Genomic DNA, 15,785 nt, shown 5'->3' with positions numbered 1-15,785 from the left:
CGTGCCGACCAACGGTCGGCACCCACCACAGATTGCGGTAGTGCCGGCCGCTGGCCGGCAGCCTCGGGATTCCGGTGGTTTCATGAGGTTGCCGGCCAGCGGCCGGCACTACCCACTGCGGATTCCGGCAGTAGATCCACGCCATGCGTGGATGCTTTGGATTCCGGACACGATCATCCACGCATGGCGTGGATCTACTGGGTCCCGATCAGCCGTTGTCGCGCAGGAACCGCGCCATCGACGAAACGCCCGGCACGCGCGGTTCGAACTCGCCGGCCACGTCGATGAAGCCACGCATCACCGCGATCTCGCGCGGGCTGCGGTTGAGGCTGTCGCGCACTTCCGGGTCGGCACCGGCGCGCAGCAGGCGCTGCACCAGCAGTGGCAGGCCGTGCAGGGCGGCCAGATGCAGCGGGCCGAAACCGCGCGGATCACGCACCTCCAGGCTCACGTCCTCGTCCAGCAGGCGCTCTACCGCCGCCATCACCACCTGCTCGTCGCAGGCGGTACCCGGCTCGGCACGCGCACCCAGCAGCAGCAGCAGCGGCGTGACCGAACCGGCAGCGGCCTGGTCCGGTTCGGCACCGGCCAGCAGCAGGGTGTCGAGCAGGGCCAGCAGGCGCGAGCGGTCGCGGGCACTGAAACCGTACAGCGCGGCACAGTGCAGCGGGCCCAGCTGCTGCGCGTCACCGGCATGCACGTCGGCACCGGCGGTGAGCAGGCGCGCGACGATGTCCGGCAGGCCCAGCGCCGAGGCCAGCATCAGCACGGTCACGCCGCCCGGCAGGCGGTGTTCCAGCTTGGCACCGGCGTCGAGCAGGGCCGAAACGATGTCCACCTGGCGCATGCTGACCGCCGCCGACAGCGGCGTCGCACCACTGGCAGCGGCGTGCTGCGGATCGGCGCCGCGTGCCAGCAGCAGGTCGGTTACTGCCAGATGGCCACCACCGGCCGCACGCAGCAGCGCGGTGCAGCCCTGTGCGTCGACTGCGTCGACGGCAAATCCCAGATCGATCAGGCGGCGCACCGCATCGACGTCACCAGCCATCGCAGCGGCCGGCAGATCGGCCTCGCGCAGGGTGCGGCGCGGCAACGGCCACACCCGCCAGTCGAGCCAGTCGGCCAGGTCACGGCGACCGATCGACAGCGCCACGCCCAGCGGCGTCTGCCCATCGGCGGCACGTGCTTCCGGCGAGGCACCGTGCTGCACCAGCAGCTTCAGCGCGCCTTCGCGGGCCAATGCGGTGGCCAGATGCAATGCGGTCATGCCGTGGCTGTCGCGTGCTTCGCGATCGACACCGGCCTTGAGCAGGGCCTGCTGCAGGCGCAGCCAGCCCAGACGCACCGCCAGCGACAGCGGCGGATCACCCGCCGGCGAGGCCGCGAACGGATCGGCACCACGTTCCAGCAGTTCCAGCGCCAGCTGCTCCAGGCCACGGGCGGCCTGGTCGTGCTGTGCGCAGGCGGCAAGGAAGCGCGCCAGGCCACCGCGACCGGCCGGTGACAGGCCCCTCTGCAGCATCACCTGCAGCGCAGGCACCGCGTCGATGCCGCGCGACAGCAGCGCGAACATCGGCGTGTCGGCGCAGGCGTCACGCACATAGGGGTCGGCGCCGTGGCCGAGCAGCCAGTCGACCGCACGCGGTTCCAGCGCCAGCTCCGGATCGAGCAGCAGGCCGCCCAGTTCTTCCGGCTGGCACAGCTTGGCCAGCGCCGCCATGCCATCGGTGTTGCCGAAGCCCAGTGCCTCGCGCAGCAGGGTCAACGGCGGACGGTCCGGCAGCAGGCCACTGGCGCTGGCGGCTTCGCCGCGCTCGGCCAGGCCATCACTGACGGCGGCCGGCAACGGATAGGACGGGTCCAGCAGCGCCACAATCGCCCAGCGACCGGCTTCGGCGGCGTAGTCCACCGCACGGCGGCCAACCGGATCGGTGGCATCGGCGGCGATGCCCAGCTCGACCAGGCGCTTGATCAGCAATGGCGAGACATCCTCGGCCATCGCCGCCAGCTGCACCGCATTGCGGCCTTCGCCGTCCACCGCAACCAGATCCGGCTTGTGCGGCAGCAGATGCTCGACCACGGCAGCGCGACCGGCACGGGCCGCTTCCAGCCACGGCGTACGGCCCAGCGCATCGCGCGCTTCCAGATTGGCACCGGCACCCAGCAGCACGCCAATGATCTCGACGTGGCCAGCCAGTGCGGCCTCATGCAGCGCGCTGCGGCGCTGGCGATCACGCGCGTCAGCCCGCGCCTTGTGCTTGAGCAGCAGCTGCACGCCGGCCGGATCGTCGTCTTCGGTGGCGGCCGCGGCCAGCAACACCGGGGTGCCTTCGGCCGGTTCGCTGCGCGCACCGCGTTCGAGCAGGAAGCGGGCCAGGCGCCAGTTGCCGACCTGGCAGGCCACGGCCAGCGGCGACCAGCCCTCGTTGTTCAGCGCGTCGACTTCGGCGGCGGCATCGCGCAGCAGCGCGGCCACGCCCGGGTCGGAACTGCGCGCGGCATGGTGCAGCGGGGTGTTGCCATCGCTGTCGATGGCACGCGAATCGGCACCGTTGGCGAGCAGGGTCATCACCGCTTCGGGACGGCCGTGCCAGCTGTCGCGGGTGGCGGCCAGCAGCGGGGTCATGCCCCGGTGCGGCGCATTCACATCGACGCCGCGGGCGATCAGTTCGCGCAGCAGGCGCAGGTCGGGCAGCACCGCCGCCAGCACCGCCAGGCTGCGCTGGTCGCGCCAGTTCGGGTCCGGCAGCGCATACGGATCGGCACCGGCCTGCAGCAGCTGCAGGCCCCGGTCGATGCGGCCATGGCGGGCGGCTTCATACAGGGCCGGGGTCAGCTCCTGCGGCGCCATCGCCTCCAGCGGCGCGGTTTCGGCCGCAGCGGCGAACATCGGTTCGTGCTCGTTACCGGCGCTGGCCAACGGGCTCGCGCGCAGCGACACCAAGGGTGCCGGCGCCACCCGCTGCAGCAGCAGGTGCAGCACGGGAGACAGCAGCACCACCGCCAGCGCGGCGGGCCAGCGCGCGCCTTCCGGCAACAGGCCCGGCCAGGCCGGCAGCACCACCAGCGCGGCCAGCGCGATCACCAGCGCGGCGACACCGAGACCGCGCCAGGCGGTCAGGTCGCGTCCGGCCAGCGCCTGCCAATGCTGGGCGAGATTGCCATCCAGGCGTTCGACATCGTTCCACAGCGGCCAGGTGCGCCAGGCCGCCAGCAGGCCGGCACTGACCAGCACGCTCAGGCCCAGCACCGCGGCCAGGCTGCCGCTGTCACGCAGCGCCGCCAGCGGCCAGGCCAGCAGCAGCGCCAGCAACAGCGGCGCTGCCGTCCACAACGCCAGCAGCGCCGGCAGGTCCTGGCGCGCGACGATCTTCAGCGGCAGCAGCGCGCGGCTGCGACGCCACCACGACACACCCAGCGCGAACGCCGGCTGCGCCAGTGCCGCAAGGATGGCGCCTGGAACGCCGCCCACAGCGGCGCCAAGCGCCAGCACGGCGCCTCCGGCGAAGGCGATCGACAGGGCGCGCGGACGGGACGTGTCAGTCATAGTGGCGCGGCATCAGGCTGGCCACCGATGGCGGCACCTGCAGGTAGAACCCGCGCTCGCTCATTTCGCTGCGGACCTTTTCCGGATCGGCCTGGGCCAGGCGGCGCTGGGCATCCAGGGCCACGTCCAGGACGAAGGCGAGCGTCCCCAGCGAGGTAAGCAGCGGCGCAGGCAGCGCGCTGAAATCATCGCGACGGGGAACGTAGACGTAGGTGTCCGGCTTGAGTTGGCTTTTATAGACGTAGGCGTGCATGTCCGCGGGACGATAACCCGGGAAGAGCCATGATTGTGTCGGAAAGCCGACACCGGGGAAAGCCGTCAGCCGACGATGGCGGCGTGATCGGCGGCGTTTCCCCGGCGGGATTCAGCAATGTGGCGGCGGCGTTCAGCCAACGCCGCCGCCACACGGGCGCTTACTTGACCTTGGCGTAGGTGCCCTTCAGCGCGACACCGGCGAGGATCGCACCGGCATAGCATTCGTAGTTGGTGCTGCTCTTGAACTCGTTCTTCTTGTAGTAGCTGACGATGTCGACCACGGCGTTGGCGCCACGCGACTTGGCACCGTCCTGCAGCGCGCGCAGCGCCGACAGCGCGACCCAGCGGCAGGCCTCGGCATCGCTCTTGTTGGCGGCGTTGGTCTTCTTGTTGGTCACGTCTTCGCCCAGGCGCTGCTGCACGCTGACCGGCTGGCCGGCCAGGTAGAAGCGGACGCTGCCGTCGATGCCGGCGTCCTTGGCAGCCTGCGAGCTGATCAGTTCCTGCAGGGACTGCTCCACGCGGGTATCGCGGGCAGAAGCGGTGGAGGCCAGGGCCAGCAGTGCGGTGGCCGTGGCGATCATCAGGGTGCGGCGCATCGGAACATCTCCTTGTCGAGGGTGCGGGTAGGTTGCGGGAACAGCGGCGGTGGGGCGGTGGATCACTCGCGCCAGCGGCGGAACACCAGCGAGGTGTTGATGCCACCGAAGGCGAAGTTGTTGCTCATCACGTACTCGGCCTGCAGTTCACGGCCCTGCCCGGTGATGAAGTCGAGCTGGCCGCAGCGTGGATCGACCTCGGCCAGGTTCAGGGTGGGCGCGAACCAGCCGGCGCGCATCATCTCGATGCTCATCCAGGCCTCGAACGCACCACAGGCGCCTAGCATGTGGCCGACGTAGCTCTTCAGCGAGCTGATCGGCATGCGGCTGCCGAACACCTGCGCGGTGGCCTGGGTCTCGGCGATGTCACCGTGGTCGGTGGCGGTGCCGTGGGCGTTGACGTAGTCGATCTGCGCCGCGTCCAGCCCGGCATCCTCCAGCGCCAGGCGCATGGCCTGGGCCATGGTGTCGGCACTGGGCTGGGTGACGTGCTGGCCATCGCTGTTGGTGCCGTAGCCGACCACCTCGGCAAGGATGGTGGCACCACGTGCCTGCGCGTGCTCCAGGTCTTCCAGGATCAGCGTACAGGCACCCTCGCCCAGCACCAGGCCATCGCGGCCGGCATCGAACGGGCGCGGCGTGGTCTGCGGCGCATCATTGCGCACGCTGGTGGCGAACAGGGTGTCGAACACTGCCGCGGCAGTGGCATCGAGCTGCTCGGCACCGCCAGCCACCATCACCGTCTGCTTGCCGCTGCGGATCGCTTCGTAGGCCGCGCCCACGCCCTGGCTGCCCGAGGTGCAGGCACTGGAGGTGGTGTAGACGCGCCCGGACAAACCAAAGAACACACCGATGTTGACCGGCGCGGTGTGGCTCATCATCTTCAGGTAGGTGGTGGCACTGATGCCGTCGGTGGTGAACTCGTTGAGCATGCGGCCGAATTCACCGGTGGCCTCGTGGCTGCCCGAGGACGAACCGTAGGCCACGCCGGTACGGCCACTGCGCAGCACCGGGTGCTCGTGCAGGCCAGCCTCGCGCAGTGCCACCTCGGTGGCGCGCACCGACATGATCGCGACCTTGCCCATCGAGCGGGTGGTCTTGCGGTTGTAGTTCGGCGGCAGCTCGAAGTCCTGCGCCGGCGCGGCCAGCTTGGTGTTCAGGCCGGCATAGACATCCCATTCGGGCATCGTGCGCACGGCATTGCGGCAGCTGCGCAGGTGCGCTTCGATGGTCGGCCAGTCGTGGCCGAGCGGACTGATGGCGGCCGCACCGGTGACCACCACGCGACGATCGGCAGCCATCAGAGCATGCCTCCGTTCACCGAGATCACCTGGCGGGTGATGTAGCCAGCCGGTTCGGACAGCAGGAACGCCACCGTGGCCGCCACTTCGTCGGGACGACCGACGCGGCCGGCGGGAATCAGCTTGAGCGCGTGTTCGATCACTTCATCGTTGAGCATTTCGGTCTCGATCAGGCCCGGGGCCACGCAGTTGACGGTGATCTGGCGGCTGGCCAGTTCCAGCGCCAGCGCCTTGGTGGCACCGATGATGCCGGCCTTGGCGGCACTGTAATTGACCTGGCCGCGGTTGCCGGCCAGCCCGGACACCGACGACAGGGTGACGATGCGGCCCGGCTTGCGCCGCCGCACCATCGGCATGATCAGCGGATGCAGCACGTTGTAGAAGCCATCCAGGTTGGCGTGGATGACCTGGTCCCAATCCTCCGCCGACAGCGCCGGGAAGGCGCCATCACGGGCAATACCGGCATTGCAGACCACGCCGTAGTACGCGCCGTGCGCTTCGACATCGGCCTCCAGCGCGGCGCGTGCGGCCTCGCGGTCGGCTACGTCGAACGCCAGCACGCGGGCCTGCTGACCCAAGGCCTGGATCTCGGCCATCACGGCCTGTGCCTCTTCCAGGCGGCTGCGGCAATGCACCGCCACGTCGAAGCCATCGCGCGCGATGCGCAGCGCGATGGCCCGGCCGATGCCCCGGCTGGCGCCGGTCACCAGCACGCTTCGATTCCCTGTCATGCCTGTCCACTCTCCAGATAGGCCATCGCGTCGGCCGGTTCGAACACCGACACGTTGGCTGTCGCCCATTCGTCCTCGCCCGCCAGGATGCGGCAGGCGAACATCCCCAATCCATTGTCACCCAACAGCTCGCAGCGCGCCTGTACGCGCAGCCGCGAACCGCTGGGGAAGCTGCTGCGCGCGCTGCTGTAGCGGCGGCTGCCGAGCAGGAAGCCCAGCTGCGGCGGCTTGCCGGCCGCACGCGCACGGCAGCCGGCCCAGGCCGCGATGGCCTGCGCCATGTATTCGATGCCGACCCACGCCGGCACTTCGCCGTTCTCCACGAACAGGCCGGATTCGGGCACTACCAGTTCAGCCTCGAGGGTGTCCTGGTCCCACTGCGTAATGCGCTCCAGCAGGCACATGTCCTGGCGGTGCGGCACCACGTCCTCGATCGCGTACAGCGTGTTCATCGACGCTCCAGTGCCAGCACGGCATTGCTGCCGCCGAAGGCGAACGAATTGCTCAGCACCCGCCGCGGCGCCTGCGCCAGGCAGGAGCCCGGCGCGACCAGCGGCAGCACCGGCAGTGCGGGGTCGGGCACGCCGTCCCACCAGTGCGGCGGCAGCTGCTGCTGTGGGTTCTCGGCCAGCAGGATCCAGCACAGCGCCGCCTCGATCGCGCCCGAAGCACCCAGCGTATGGCCGGTCAGCGGCTTGGTCGAACTGGCCGGCACGCCATTGCCCAGCACCTGCGAGACCGCCAGGCTTTCCATCGCATCGTTGTGCCCGGTGGCGGTGCCATGCAGGTTCACGTAATCCACTTCGTCGGCGCCCCAGCCGGCGCGCAGCAGCGCCTGCTGCAGGGCGTCGATGGCCCCCATCCCCTGCGGATCGGGGGCGGACATGTGATGGGCATCGGCCGATTCGCCCCACCCGGCCAGGCACACCGGACCCGGCTCGCGGGTAAGCAGGAACAGCGCGGCGCCCTCGCCGATGTTGATGCCGGCGCGGTGCTGCGAGAACGGATTGCAGCGCAGGGCCGACACCGATTCCAACGCGCTGAAGCCGGCCACGGTGAAGCGGCACAGCGAATCGGCACCGCCGGCAATCACCGCATCGACGATGCCGGCGCGCAGCATGCGCGCGGCCGACATCAGCGCCTTGGCGCTGGACGAGCAGGCGGTGGACAGGGTCCATGCCGGCCCCTGTGCACCACTGCGCTGGCGCACGAACTGCGCGGCGGTGCCCATTTCCTGCTGGGCGTAATCGAAGCCCTGCGGCCACTGGCCTTGTTCGGCGTGGGTGCGCAGGGCCTGCTCGGATTCACCAATGCCCGAGGTGCTGGTGCCCAGCACAACCGCCACACGCTCGGCACCATGGCGGGCGATCGCGGCGGCCACCGCTGGTGCGATCTGCGCCAGTGCCACGTCCAGCAGGGCGTTGTTGCGCCCGCGCAGGGCCACCGGCAGGTCCTCCAGCGCCGGCAGCGGCGTGCGCACCTCTCCCAGCGCCAGGGTGCGCCCCGGCAGCAGGCTGTCGTTGTCGCTGAGCCCGCCCGGCACATCGGCGAACATCGCCGACGCGACCGCGGCGCGGCCATCGCCGAGCGCGCAGACTACGCCCAGGTCGTTCAGGTAGATCGGTGCACTCATCGGTCCTGCCCGGCCATGTCGATCGATTCGATGCGCAGCGCGTAGCCTTCGGCGCGGTTGTCCAACTGCACGCTGCCATCGTCCAGGCGCTGCAGCTGCAGCCACACCGTGCCGTCGCGCGACAGGCTGCGCTGCCGGCCGTCATCGCTGACCTGCCAACCTGCCGGCAACGCGGCGGCAATGGCCGCGGTCGGCCACAGCGCGAACTGCAGGTCATCCAGCACGCGCTCGGCACGCACCTGCGGCGGCAGCCACGGTGCGCGCTGCTGGGTCAGCTGCTGGCCGTCCCACTGCAGGCGCACGCCGGTCTGGCCCATCGCCTGCACCGCCAGCTGCACCTGCTGCGCATCGGCTTCCAGCAGAGCATCCAGGTCGCGCTCATGCGTACCGAAACGGAAATGCAGCTGCTGCTGCAATGCCAGCGGCGCCGGCAGGCTGGCCGGCGACAGGCGCAGCGGCGGCAGTTCCACCAATGGCTTGGGCATGCGGCCGGCACAGGCGGCCAGCAGCAGGCACAGCAGCACGGCCGCGGTACGGGCGATCAGGCGCTGCACAGCTGCTCCAGCACGCGCATGCGGCGGCCGCTTTCGTCGGCCACATACGGGTTGTTGGTGTCCCAGGCGTAGCCGGCCAGGATGGAACTGATCATGTCGCGTACTTCGGGCTGCTGCTGCGGGTGGTAGATGATCTTCTGGAAGCCGCCCTCGTACCAGCTTTCCACGAAGCGGCGGAAGGTCTTCACGCCGGCACGCAGCGGGATCGAGAATTCAGCTTCCCAGTCGACGGTTTCGCCGGCATAGCGGCGCGCCAGGCATTCGCTGGCCAGCTGCGCGGACTTGAAGGCGATGGTGACGCCGGAGGAGAACACCGGGTCAAGGAACTCGCCGGCATTGCCCAGCAGGGCGTAGCCCGGGCCCCACAACGAGCTGACATTGGCCGAGTAACCGGTGATGCGACGCACCGGCAGCACCGCCCATTCGGCGTTGGCCAGCAGCCGGGTCAGGTTGGGGTCCTCGCCGACGATGGCCTGCAGCTTCTGCAGGTCGTCGCCTTCGTAGCGTTCGAAGAACGACGGCTCGGCGACCACGCCCAGCGAGCAGCAGCCGTTGGAGAACGGGATCGTCCAGTACCAGACGTCGATGTGCTCGGGATGGGTGGTGATCAGGATCTTGTTGCGATCGAAGTCCGCTTCGGCCGGAATGTTGTCGCGCACGTGGCAGAAGATCGCGCCGCGCACCGGGAAGTTGGACGGCGATTCCAGCTGCAGCAGGCGTGGCAGCAGGCGCGCGAAGCCGGATGCATCGAGGATGAAATCGGCCTCGATGCGGTACTCGCTGCCGTCCGGACGACGCACGGTCACCGCCGGCTGCTCGCCCGGCTCGACCGCAAGTACTTCATCGCCGAAGCGCAGCGTGGTGCCCATGCGCTCGGCACCGCGCGCCAGCACGTTGTCGAAGTCGGCGCGCTGCACCTGGTAGGTGGTGCCCCAGCCTGGCGAGAACTTCTTCCTGAAGTCGAACGCGGTGCGCGCCTCGCCATGCACGAACGCGGCGCCGTTCTTGTGCTGGAAGCCCGCTTCGACCACGTCCTGCAGCAGGCCAGCCGCTTCGATGTACTCCATGCTCTGCGGCAGCAGGCTTTCACCAATGGAGAAGCGCGGGAACTGCTGGCGCTCCAGCATCAGCACCTGGCGGCCCTGCTGGCGCAGCATCGCCGCGGCCACCGAGCCGGCCGGACCGGCACCGATGATCAGGATTTCAGTACGTTCGACAGCATCCACAGCAGTATTCATCGGTGCGTCCTTGTTGCTCGATCAGGTGGGAAGAAGGAAGTCGGAAGACAGCTTCAAGCTGGCGGCAGGTCATGTGGCGGCGGCCGGAACAGCGGCGAGATCAACCAGACCAGGCCGATGCCGAACAGCAGCGTCAGGCCGAACGCGCGCAGCGCCGGGGTCTGCGACAGGCCCAGCAGGCCGAACGACAGCCAGGTGCTGGCCGCGCCCACGCACACCGCCAGCCAGGCACTGGCATCGCCACGGTGCTCGATCAGGAAGATGCCGTAGTCGATGCCCATGCCCAGCAGCAGCATCAAAGCCAGCACGTTGAACAGCTGCAGCGGCTGGCCGAACAGGCCCAGCAGGCCCAGGGTCAAGGCACCGGCAATCAGGGTCGGCGCGAACACGCGCCAGGCCTGGCGGCGGTAGCGCAGCCACAGCGCGCCGAACACCAGCGCGATGCCGACCAGCAGCAGCCCACCCATCAGCTTGCGGTAGTGGCCCAGCAGCGTGGAGAAGTCGGCAGTACGGTCCACCCAGCGCACGCCCGGCAGGCCTTCGGCCGCACCCTGCAGGGTGGCCAGCGCATCGGCGCGCGACAGGTCATCGACCATCACCACGCTGATCATCTGCCCACCGACCTCACCCACCCACAGGTGACGGAACGGCTGCGAGGCCGGCGAGGCCAGGAAGGCTTCGGCGCTGAGCGGCGCTGCCGCGAACTGCGGCCGCTGCAGCGGCTCGCCCACGGCCTCGGACACGGCCGACAGCACGCCGGGTTCCACCCTCGCGGTCAGCGCGGCATCGGCCTGCTGGCGCGACGGCGACGGCAGCCAATCGCTGATCGCGCGATAGCCACCAATGCGCTTGTCGTTGGCCAATACACGCAGGCGTTCGGTCAGCGCTTCTTCGCGCTGCAGCAGCTGCGCGGCATCGGCGCCCTGCACCAGGTAGAACTGCGCCGGGCTGGGCATGCCCAGCAACTGGCTCAGGCGGATCTGCTGCGCCATCAATGCCGGCGGCGACGACTGCAGGCTGCGCAGGTCGTCGTTGCTCTGCAGGCGCGCGATGCCGATGGCAGACAGTGCCAGCGTGATCACCACGAACATCGTCACCGCGCGGCGGCCATGCAGGCGCGGGAAACGCTCCAGCGTGTTGCCCAGCCACTGCGAGAAGCGGGTCTGGCGGATCTCGCCACCATCCAGCCACGGGAACCAGAAGATCACCGTGAGGAAGGCGGCAGCCAGACCGACCACTGAGAACAGCGCCATCTGGCGCAGGCCCGGGAACGGGGCCAGGCCCAATGCCAGGTAGGCCAGCGCACTGGTCAGCAGGGCCAGCCACAGGCCAGGCAGCAGATGCCGCAGCAGTTTCCAGCGACGATCGGCCGGCTCGGCCTGGCGCGAGGCGAACCAGTGAATGCCGTAGTCCTCGGCCACGCCCACCAGCGACGCACCGAACACCAGGGTCAGCACGTGCACCTTGCCAAACACCAGCACGGTCACCGCCAGCGCCACACCACAGCCGATCAGCAGCGAGGCGGCGACCAGCAGGATCGGCCGCAGCGAGCGGAATGCCAGCCACACCAGCAGCAGCACCGCCGCCAGCGACCCCCAACCGATGGTGTTGATTTCCTGGTTGGCCTGCACCGCGGCCGCTTCGGCGTGCAGTGGCACGCCGGCATGCAGGATCTCCAGATCCGGAGCGGCCGCTTTTGCTGCCTGCCCGGCACGTTCCAGCAGGCCATCGAGATGGCGTTCGCCGTCGAGCTGGAACGCCGAACCCGGCGTGTCGAACTGCAGCGCGGCCCAATGCTTGTCCTCGGCTTCAAGCAGGCCGTCATCGCCCAGCCGCAGTCCCGACCCCTGCGCCTGCTGCTGCCACCATTGCGGCCACAGCGACAACGGGTCCTGCCGCCAGTCGGTCAGGCGCGGCGCGCCCATCGGGCCGTACAGCGCGGCCAACGCCTGTTCGGCCAGCGCGCCCGGCTCGCTGTCCTGCAGCTGCTCGCGCTGGGCCGGGGTCAGCAGGCGGTCACGGTACGGCGCGTAGAACGCGCGCGCCTCATCGAACCAGCCTTCGATCGAGCCGCTGGGTACCAGCAGGGCGTGATCGGCGTCCTTGGCCATGGCTGCAGCAAACGCGGCCTGCGCACGCTTGGCGGCAGCGCCGTCCTTGCTGCCCAGCAGCACCACCACCTGCCGCGAACTGCCATCGGCAATGCGCCGGGTGACATCGCTCAACAGACGGTCGTGTGCATCCTGCGGCAGCAGGGCGAGGATGTCGGTGTCGATCCGCGATTGCTGGCTCCACAGGTGCCACTGCTGCGCGCCCAGTACCACCAGCACCAGCAGCCAGGCGATGCCCAGCCAGTGCCACCAGCGCCGCAACCGGTCCGGTGCGTTCGATGCCGCGGCCTCACTCAAAGCGGCGGGCCTCGTCGGCATTGAGCGTGGCCGGCGTCTCGCTCAACGCGCTGAACTGGATCTGCGTGCGGTCCTTGTTGGCCTCCACGATCTCGACCTGGCGCACGTAGCGGTCGCCCTGCAGGGTCAGCGATTCGAAAGCCTTGGCCAGCATCGCCGACTTCGGCGTCAGGCGCAGCCGCCAGCCTTGTCCTTCACGGCTGGCCGCCACGTTGAACTGGCTGGACAGCGCCTGCACGTCGCCACTCATCAGCGCGAACATGATCGCGTTCACCGAACGCATCGCCGGTTGCTGCCGTGCATCGAGTTCGACGCGGGTGCTGCCATCGCGCTGGCGGCTGAGGATGCGGTCGGCGGTGACCACCACCTCGGAGGGGAACGGCTTGAGCGTGGACCAGATCACGCCGTGCTGGCGCGCGACCACGAACCGGCCCTGAGAACGCAGCGGGTTCTTGAAGCCGCTGACCTGCTTTTCCTGGCTGAACTGGCCACGCAGCACATCCGGCCGGGCCACCGCCTGGGTGATCGCATCGATGGCGGGGTCGGCCGCCTGCACCAGCGGTGCGGCCACCAGCAGCAGCGCGCACAGCAGCGCACGGGCGAAACGGTTCGCTCGGTTCATGGTGCAGGCACTCCCAGGCGTTCCCACAGCACCGGCGGGCACTGGTACAGCATTTCCTTGCTGGCAGCGTCCACCGCGACCTGGATGGTCATCGCGCGGGTCAGCACCTGGCCGCTCTGCGCATCGAGAATCTCGTACTCGATCTTCAGCCGGTTCTCCCATTCCACGATGCGCGCGATCACGCGCAAGGCCTGGTTGAACAGCAGCGGGCGCACATATTTCACCCGCGCATCGACCACCGGCCACAGGTAGCCCGATTCGAGCATCTGCGGGTAGTCGTAGTCGTAGCGCCCGAGCAGCGCGCAGCGCGCGATCTCGAAGTACTTGAAGTAGTTGCCATGCCAGACCACGTTCATCGGATCGCAGTCATGGAAGGCCGGGGTCAGCGAAATCTCGCCGGCCCGTTCGATTGCTTCATTCACCGGCATACAGCTCCCAACGTTGCGCGCGGATCTCCACCAGCAGTTCCCGCAGTTCGCGATCCAGCGCGCGGTCTTCTTCAACCAGGGCGATGCGCTGCCCCAGGTCGGCGTACATGTCGGCCAGACTGCCATGCAGCTGCGCGTTCAGGCCAACCCGTTCGCGCAGCGCCAGGCCCTGGCGGGCAGCGATCAGCATCGCGGCCACTACCTGTTCAGTCAGCTCGATCACGCGCAGGCAATCGCGCGCGGCAATGGTGCCCATGCTGACCTTGTCCTGGTTGTGGCATTCGGTGGAGCGCGAGAACACGCTGGCCGGCATGGTCTGCTTCAGCGCTTCGGCGGTCCAGGCCGAAACGCTGATCTGCAGCGCCTTCAGGCCATGGTTGATGGCTGCGCGCGGGCCGGTAGCCGCCGACAGGTTGGCCGGCAGGCCGTGGTTGTAGCGGGCGTCGACCACCAGCGCCAGCTGCCGGTCGAGCAGATCGGCGACGTTGGCCACGGTGTTCTTCAGGGTGTCCATCGCCAGCGCGATGTGGCCGCCGTAGAAGTGGCCGCCGTGCAGGATACGCTCGCCGTCGGCATCGATCAGCGGGTTGTCGTTGGCGCTGTTCAGCTCGGTTTCGATCAGCTGGCGCAGGAACGGCAGGCTGTCTTCCAGCACGCCGATCACGTGCGGTGCGCAGCGCAGCGAATAGCGGTCCTGCAGGCGCTGTTCATTGCGCGGCGGACGCTCGCTGTGCAGGTCGCTGCGCAGGCGCGCGGCGATGCGGCCCTGGCCCGGGTGCGGCTTGGCCGCGAACAAGGTTTCGTCGAAGTGGTGCGCATTGCCGTCGCTGGACAGCACGTTGAACGCGGTCAGGCGCGTGGCCATGCGCGCCAGGTAGTCGGCGCGCTGCCAGGCCAGGCAGGCCAGGCCGGTCATCACCGCGGTACCGTTCATGATCGCCAGGCCTTCCTTCGGCCGCAGCTTCAGCGGGGTCATGCCGATCTTCGCCAGCACCTCGGCCGCAGGCTGAACGCGGCCGTCGTGCAGCACCTCGCGCTCGCCACACAGCACCGCGGCCACGTACGACAGCGGCGTCAGGTCACCACTGGCACCCACCGAGCCTTCGGCCGGAATCATCGGCAGCACGTCGTGCTGCAGCAGCGTGGCCAGGCCTTCCAGCAGCGGCACGCTGACACCGGACATGCCGCGCACCAGCGAGGCCAGGCGCGCGGCCAGCACCGCGCGGGTCTCGACCGGGTCCAGGTAACGGCCCAGGCCGCAGCCGTGGTAGGTGTACAGGTGGTGCGGCAGTTCCGCCACCAGCGCCGGCGGGATGTTCACCGTGCACGAGTCGCCGTAGCCGGTGGTCACACCGTAGATCACGCCGTCCTCGCGCAGCAGGCGGTCGAGGAAGTCGGCACCGCGCTGGATGTGCGCACGGAACGCCGGCGCGTCACTCAATGCGGCCTCGCACTGGCGCTGGGCCAGGGCAACCACGTCTTCGATGGTCAACGGTGCATCGCCAAAGCGGCACACGGGTACGGCGTCAGTCGTCATGCGGAGCCTGATCCCAGAAGGGGAAGAAATTGAACCAGTCCAACGGGGACTGGATGACCTGGAGTTCCAGCCAGCGCGCGAAGCGCTGTGCCTGTTCGGCCAGTGCGGCATCGCGCGAGCCACGCGGCAGCACGATGCGTTCGGCGAACTGTTCAAACGCAACGCGATAACCCTCGCCCTGGTGCAGGCAGGCCATCGTGTAGACCGGGCAGCCCAGCGCGGCGGCGAGCACGTAGGCACCGATCGGGAACGGCGCGCGGTGGCCAAGGAAATCGGCAGTGACGCTGCGGCCGCCCTGCACCGGCGTGCGGTCGCCGACGATGGCAACGAAGCCACCCGCCGCCACGCGCTCGGCCAGCATCACCGCCGTGACCGGGCCCATTTCAGTTACCTGCACCAGTTCCACCGCCGCCAGCGGGTCCAACCGCTGCAGCAGGCGGTTGAAGCGCTGCGCATGCGCGGTGTGCACCAGCACGGTGATGCGGAACCCAGGCACCTGTTCGGCCAGCACCTGGCACAGTTCCAGGCAGCCGATGTGCGCGGTCAGGATCAGCCCGCCCTCGCGGCGCGCGATCTTCTCCAGCACCAGGTCGCGATGCAGGTGGATGCGTTCGGCCGGATAGCGCCCGCCCAGGCCGAGGATCTTGTCCAGCATCGTATCGGCGAAGGCGAAGAAATGGCGCAGGCTGTCACGCCGGGTCGGCGTGCGGCCGAGCACGCCGCTGTATGCCTGCAGCCGCTGCAGGTACTGCATCGAGGCCTGGCGGCCGACGCGGTTGCCCAGCCAATGGCAGGCCACCACCGGCCACACGCACAGGCGGAACGGCCAGCGCCCGAACCAGCGGTGCACCCAGCACAGGAACAGCACGCCGGCCACCGAGGTGGATTCGCCGATGTCGGCCCAGTGCGGGGCCCCCTGCGCGGCCGCCATC

General features: G+C 69.3%; 14 protein-coding genes. All 14 read right to left on the bottom strand.

All coding sequences use genetic code 11. The features are described 5' to 3' along the window. Nucleotides 1-208: 208 nt before the first annotated feature. Nucleotides 209-3,547 carry an ankyrin repeat domain-containing protein gene (locus QRO95_RS00970; RefSeq protein WP_197615842.1) on the bottom strand — a complete coding sequence of 1,113 codons (3,339 nt, stop codon included), beginning with the start codon at nt 3,545-3,547 and terminating at the stop codon, nt 209-211. Next, complete coding sequence (locus QRO95_RS00965) at nt 3,540-3,800, bottom strand: YcgL domain-containing protein (protein WP_010482302.1); 261 nt, start codon at nt 3,798-3,800, stop codon at nt 3,540-3,542. The genes QRO95_RS00970 and QRO95_RS00965 overlap by 8 nt, the downstream gene beginning before the upstream one ends. Before the next feature lie 160 nt (nt 3,801-3,960). Further along, nucleotides 3,961-4,401: a hypothetical protein gene (locus tag QRO95_RS00960; RefSeq protein ID WP_049398675.1), complete on the bottom strand. Its 441-nt coding sequence runs from the start codon at nt 4,399-4,401 to the stop codon at nt 3,961-3,963. A 62-nt stretch (nt 4,402-4,463) separates the two neighbouring features. Then, complete coding sequence (locus QRO95_RS00955) at nt 4,464-5,702, bottom strand: beta-ketoacyl-ACP synthase (RefSeq protein ID WP_032129167.1); 1,239 nt, start codon at nt 5,700-5,702, stop codon at nt 4,464-4,466. Then, the gene (locus tag QRO95_RS00950; protein ID WP_285301502.1) at nt 5,702-6,433 is read right to left on the bottom strand and encodes a 3-ketoacyl-ACP reductase FabG2; all 732 of its coding nucleotides are present in this window, start codon (nt 6,431-6,433) and stop codon (nt 5,702-5,704) included. Before QRO95_RS00950 ends, QRO95_RS00955 begins: the two co-directional genes overlap by 1 nt. Continuing rightward, complete coding sequence (locus QRO95_RS00945; protein ID WP_032129169.1) at nt 6,430-6,885, bottom strand: dehydratase; 456 nt, start codon at nt 6,883-6,885, stop codon at nt 6,430-6,432. Before QRO95_RS00945 ends, QRO95_RS00950 begins: the two co-directional genes overlap by 4 nt. After that, entirely contained in the window at nt 6,882-8,066 is a 1,185-nt protein-coding gene (locus tag QRO95_RS00940; protein ID WP_012512463.1) for a beta-ketoacyl-ACP synthase, read from the bottom strand. The genes QRO95_RS00945 and QRO95_RS00940 overlap by 4 nt, the downstream gene beginning before the upstream one ends. Beyond that, on the bottom strand, nt 8,063-8,620 hold the full coding sequence (locus QRO95_RS00935) for a DUF3261 domain-containing protein (protein WP_107433485.1): 558 nt from the start codon (nt 8,618-8,620) through the stop codon (nt 8,063-8,065). The genes QRO95_RS00940 and QRO95_RS00935 overlap by 4 nt, the downstream gene beginning before the upstream one ends. Further along, the gene (locus QRO95_RS00930; protein ID WP_032129172.1) at nt 8,608-9,858 is read right to left on the bottom strand and encodes an NAD(P)/FAD-dependent oxidoreductase; all 1,251 of its coding nucleotides are present in this window, start codon (nt 9,856-9,858) and stop codon (nt 8,608-8,610) included. The genes QRO95_RS00935 and QRO95_RS00930 overlap by 13 nt, the downstream gene beginning before the upstream one ends. A gap of 53 nt (nt 9,859-9,911) precedes the next feature. Then, nucleotides 9,912-12,287 carry an MMPL family transporter gene (locus QRO95_RS00925; protein WP_285301501.1) on the bottom strand — a complete coding sequence of 792 codons (2,376 nt, stop codon included), beginning with the start codon at nt 12,285-12,287 and terminating at the stop codon, nt 9,912-9,914. Then, the gene (locus QRO95_RS00920; protein WP_285301500.1) at nt 12,259-12,888 is read right to left on the bottom strand and encodes an outer membrane lipoprotein carrier protein LolA; all 630 of its coding nucleotides are present in this window, start codon (nt 12,886-12,888) and stop codon (nt 12,259-12,261) included. The genes QRO95_RS00925 and QRO95_RS00920 overlap by 29 nt, the downstream gene beginning before the upstream one ends. Beyond that, on the bottom strand, nt 12,885-13,316 hold the full coding sequence (locus tag QRO95_RS00915) for a thioesterase family protein (RefSeq protein WP_071228589.1): 432 nt from the start codon (nt 13,314-13,316) through the stop codon (nt 12,885-12,887). Before QRO95_RS00915 ends, QRO95_RS00920 begins: the two co-directional genes overlap by 4 nt. Then, the gene (hutH, locus tag QRO95_RS00910; protein ID WP_164162177.1) at nt 13,303-14,853 is read right to left on the bottom strand and encodes a histidine ammonia-lyase; all 1,551 of its coding nucleotides are present in this window, start codon (nt 14,851-14,853) and stop codon (nt 13,303-13,305) included. The genes QRO95_RS00915 and hutH overlap by 14 nt, the downstream gene beginning before the upstream one ends. Then, a complete protein-coding gene (locus QRO95_RS00905) occupies nt 14,843-15,784 on the bottom strand; it encodes an acyltransferase (RefSeq protein ID WP_285301499.1) in 942 nt (313 codons plus the stop codon). The genes hutH and QRO95_RS00905 overlap by 11 nt, the downstream gene beginning before the upstream one ends. Nucleotide 15,785: the final 1 nt, after the last annotated feature.

It is taken from the genome of Stenotrophomonas maltophilia group sp. Smal13, assembly GCF_030236855.1.
In the GTDB taxonomy this organism is placed as follows: domain Bacteria; phylum Pseudomonadota; class Gammaproteobacteria; order Xanthomonadales; family Xanthomonadaceae; genus Stenotrophomonas; species Stenotrophomonas maltophilia_A.
Note: the sequence above shows the minus strand (reverse complement) of the source record. Positions and strands in the feature narration are given on the sequence as shown.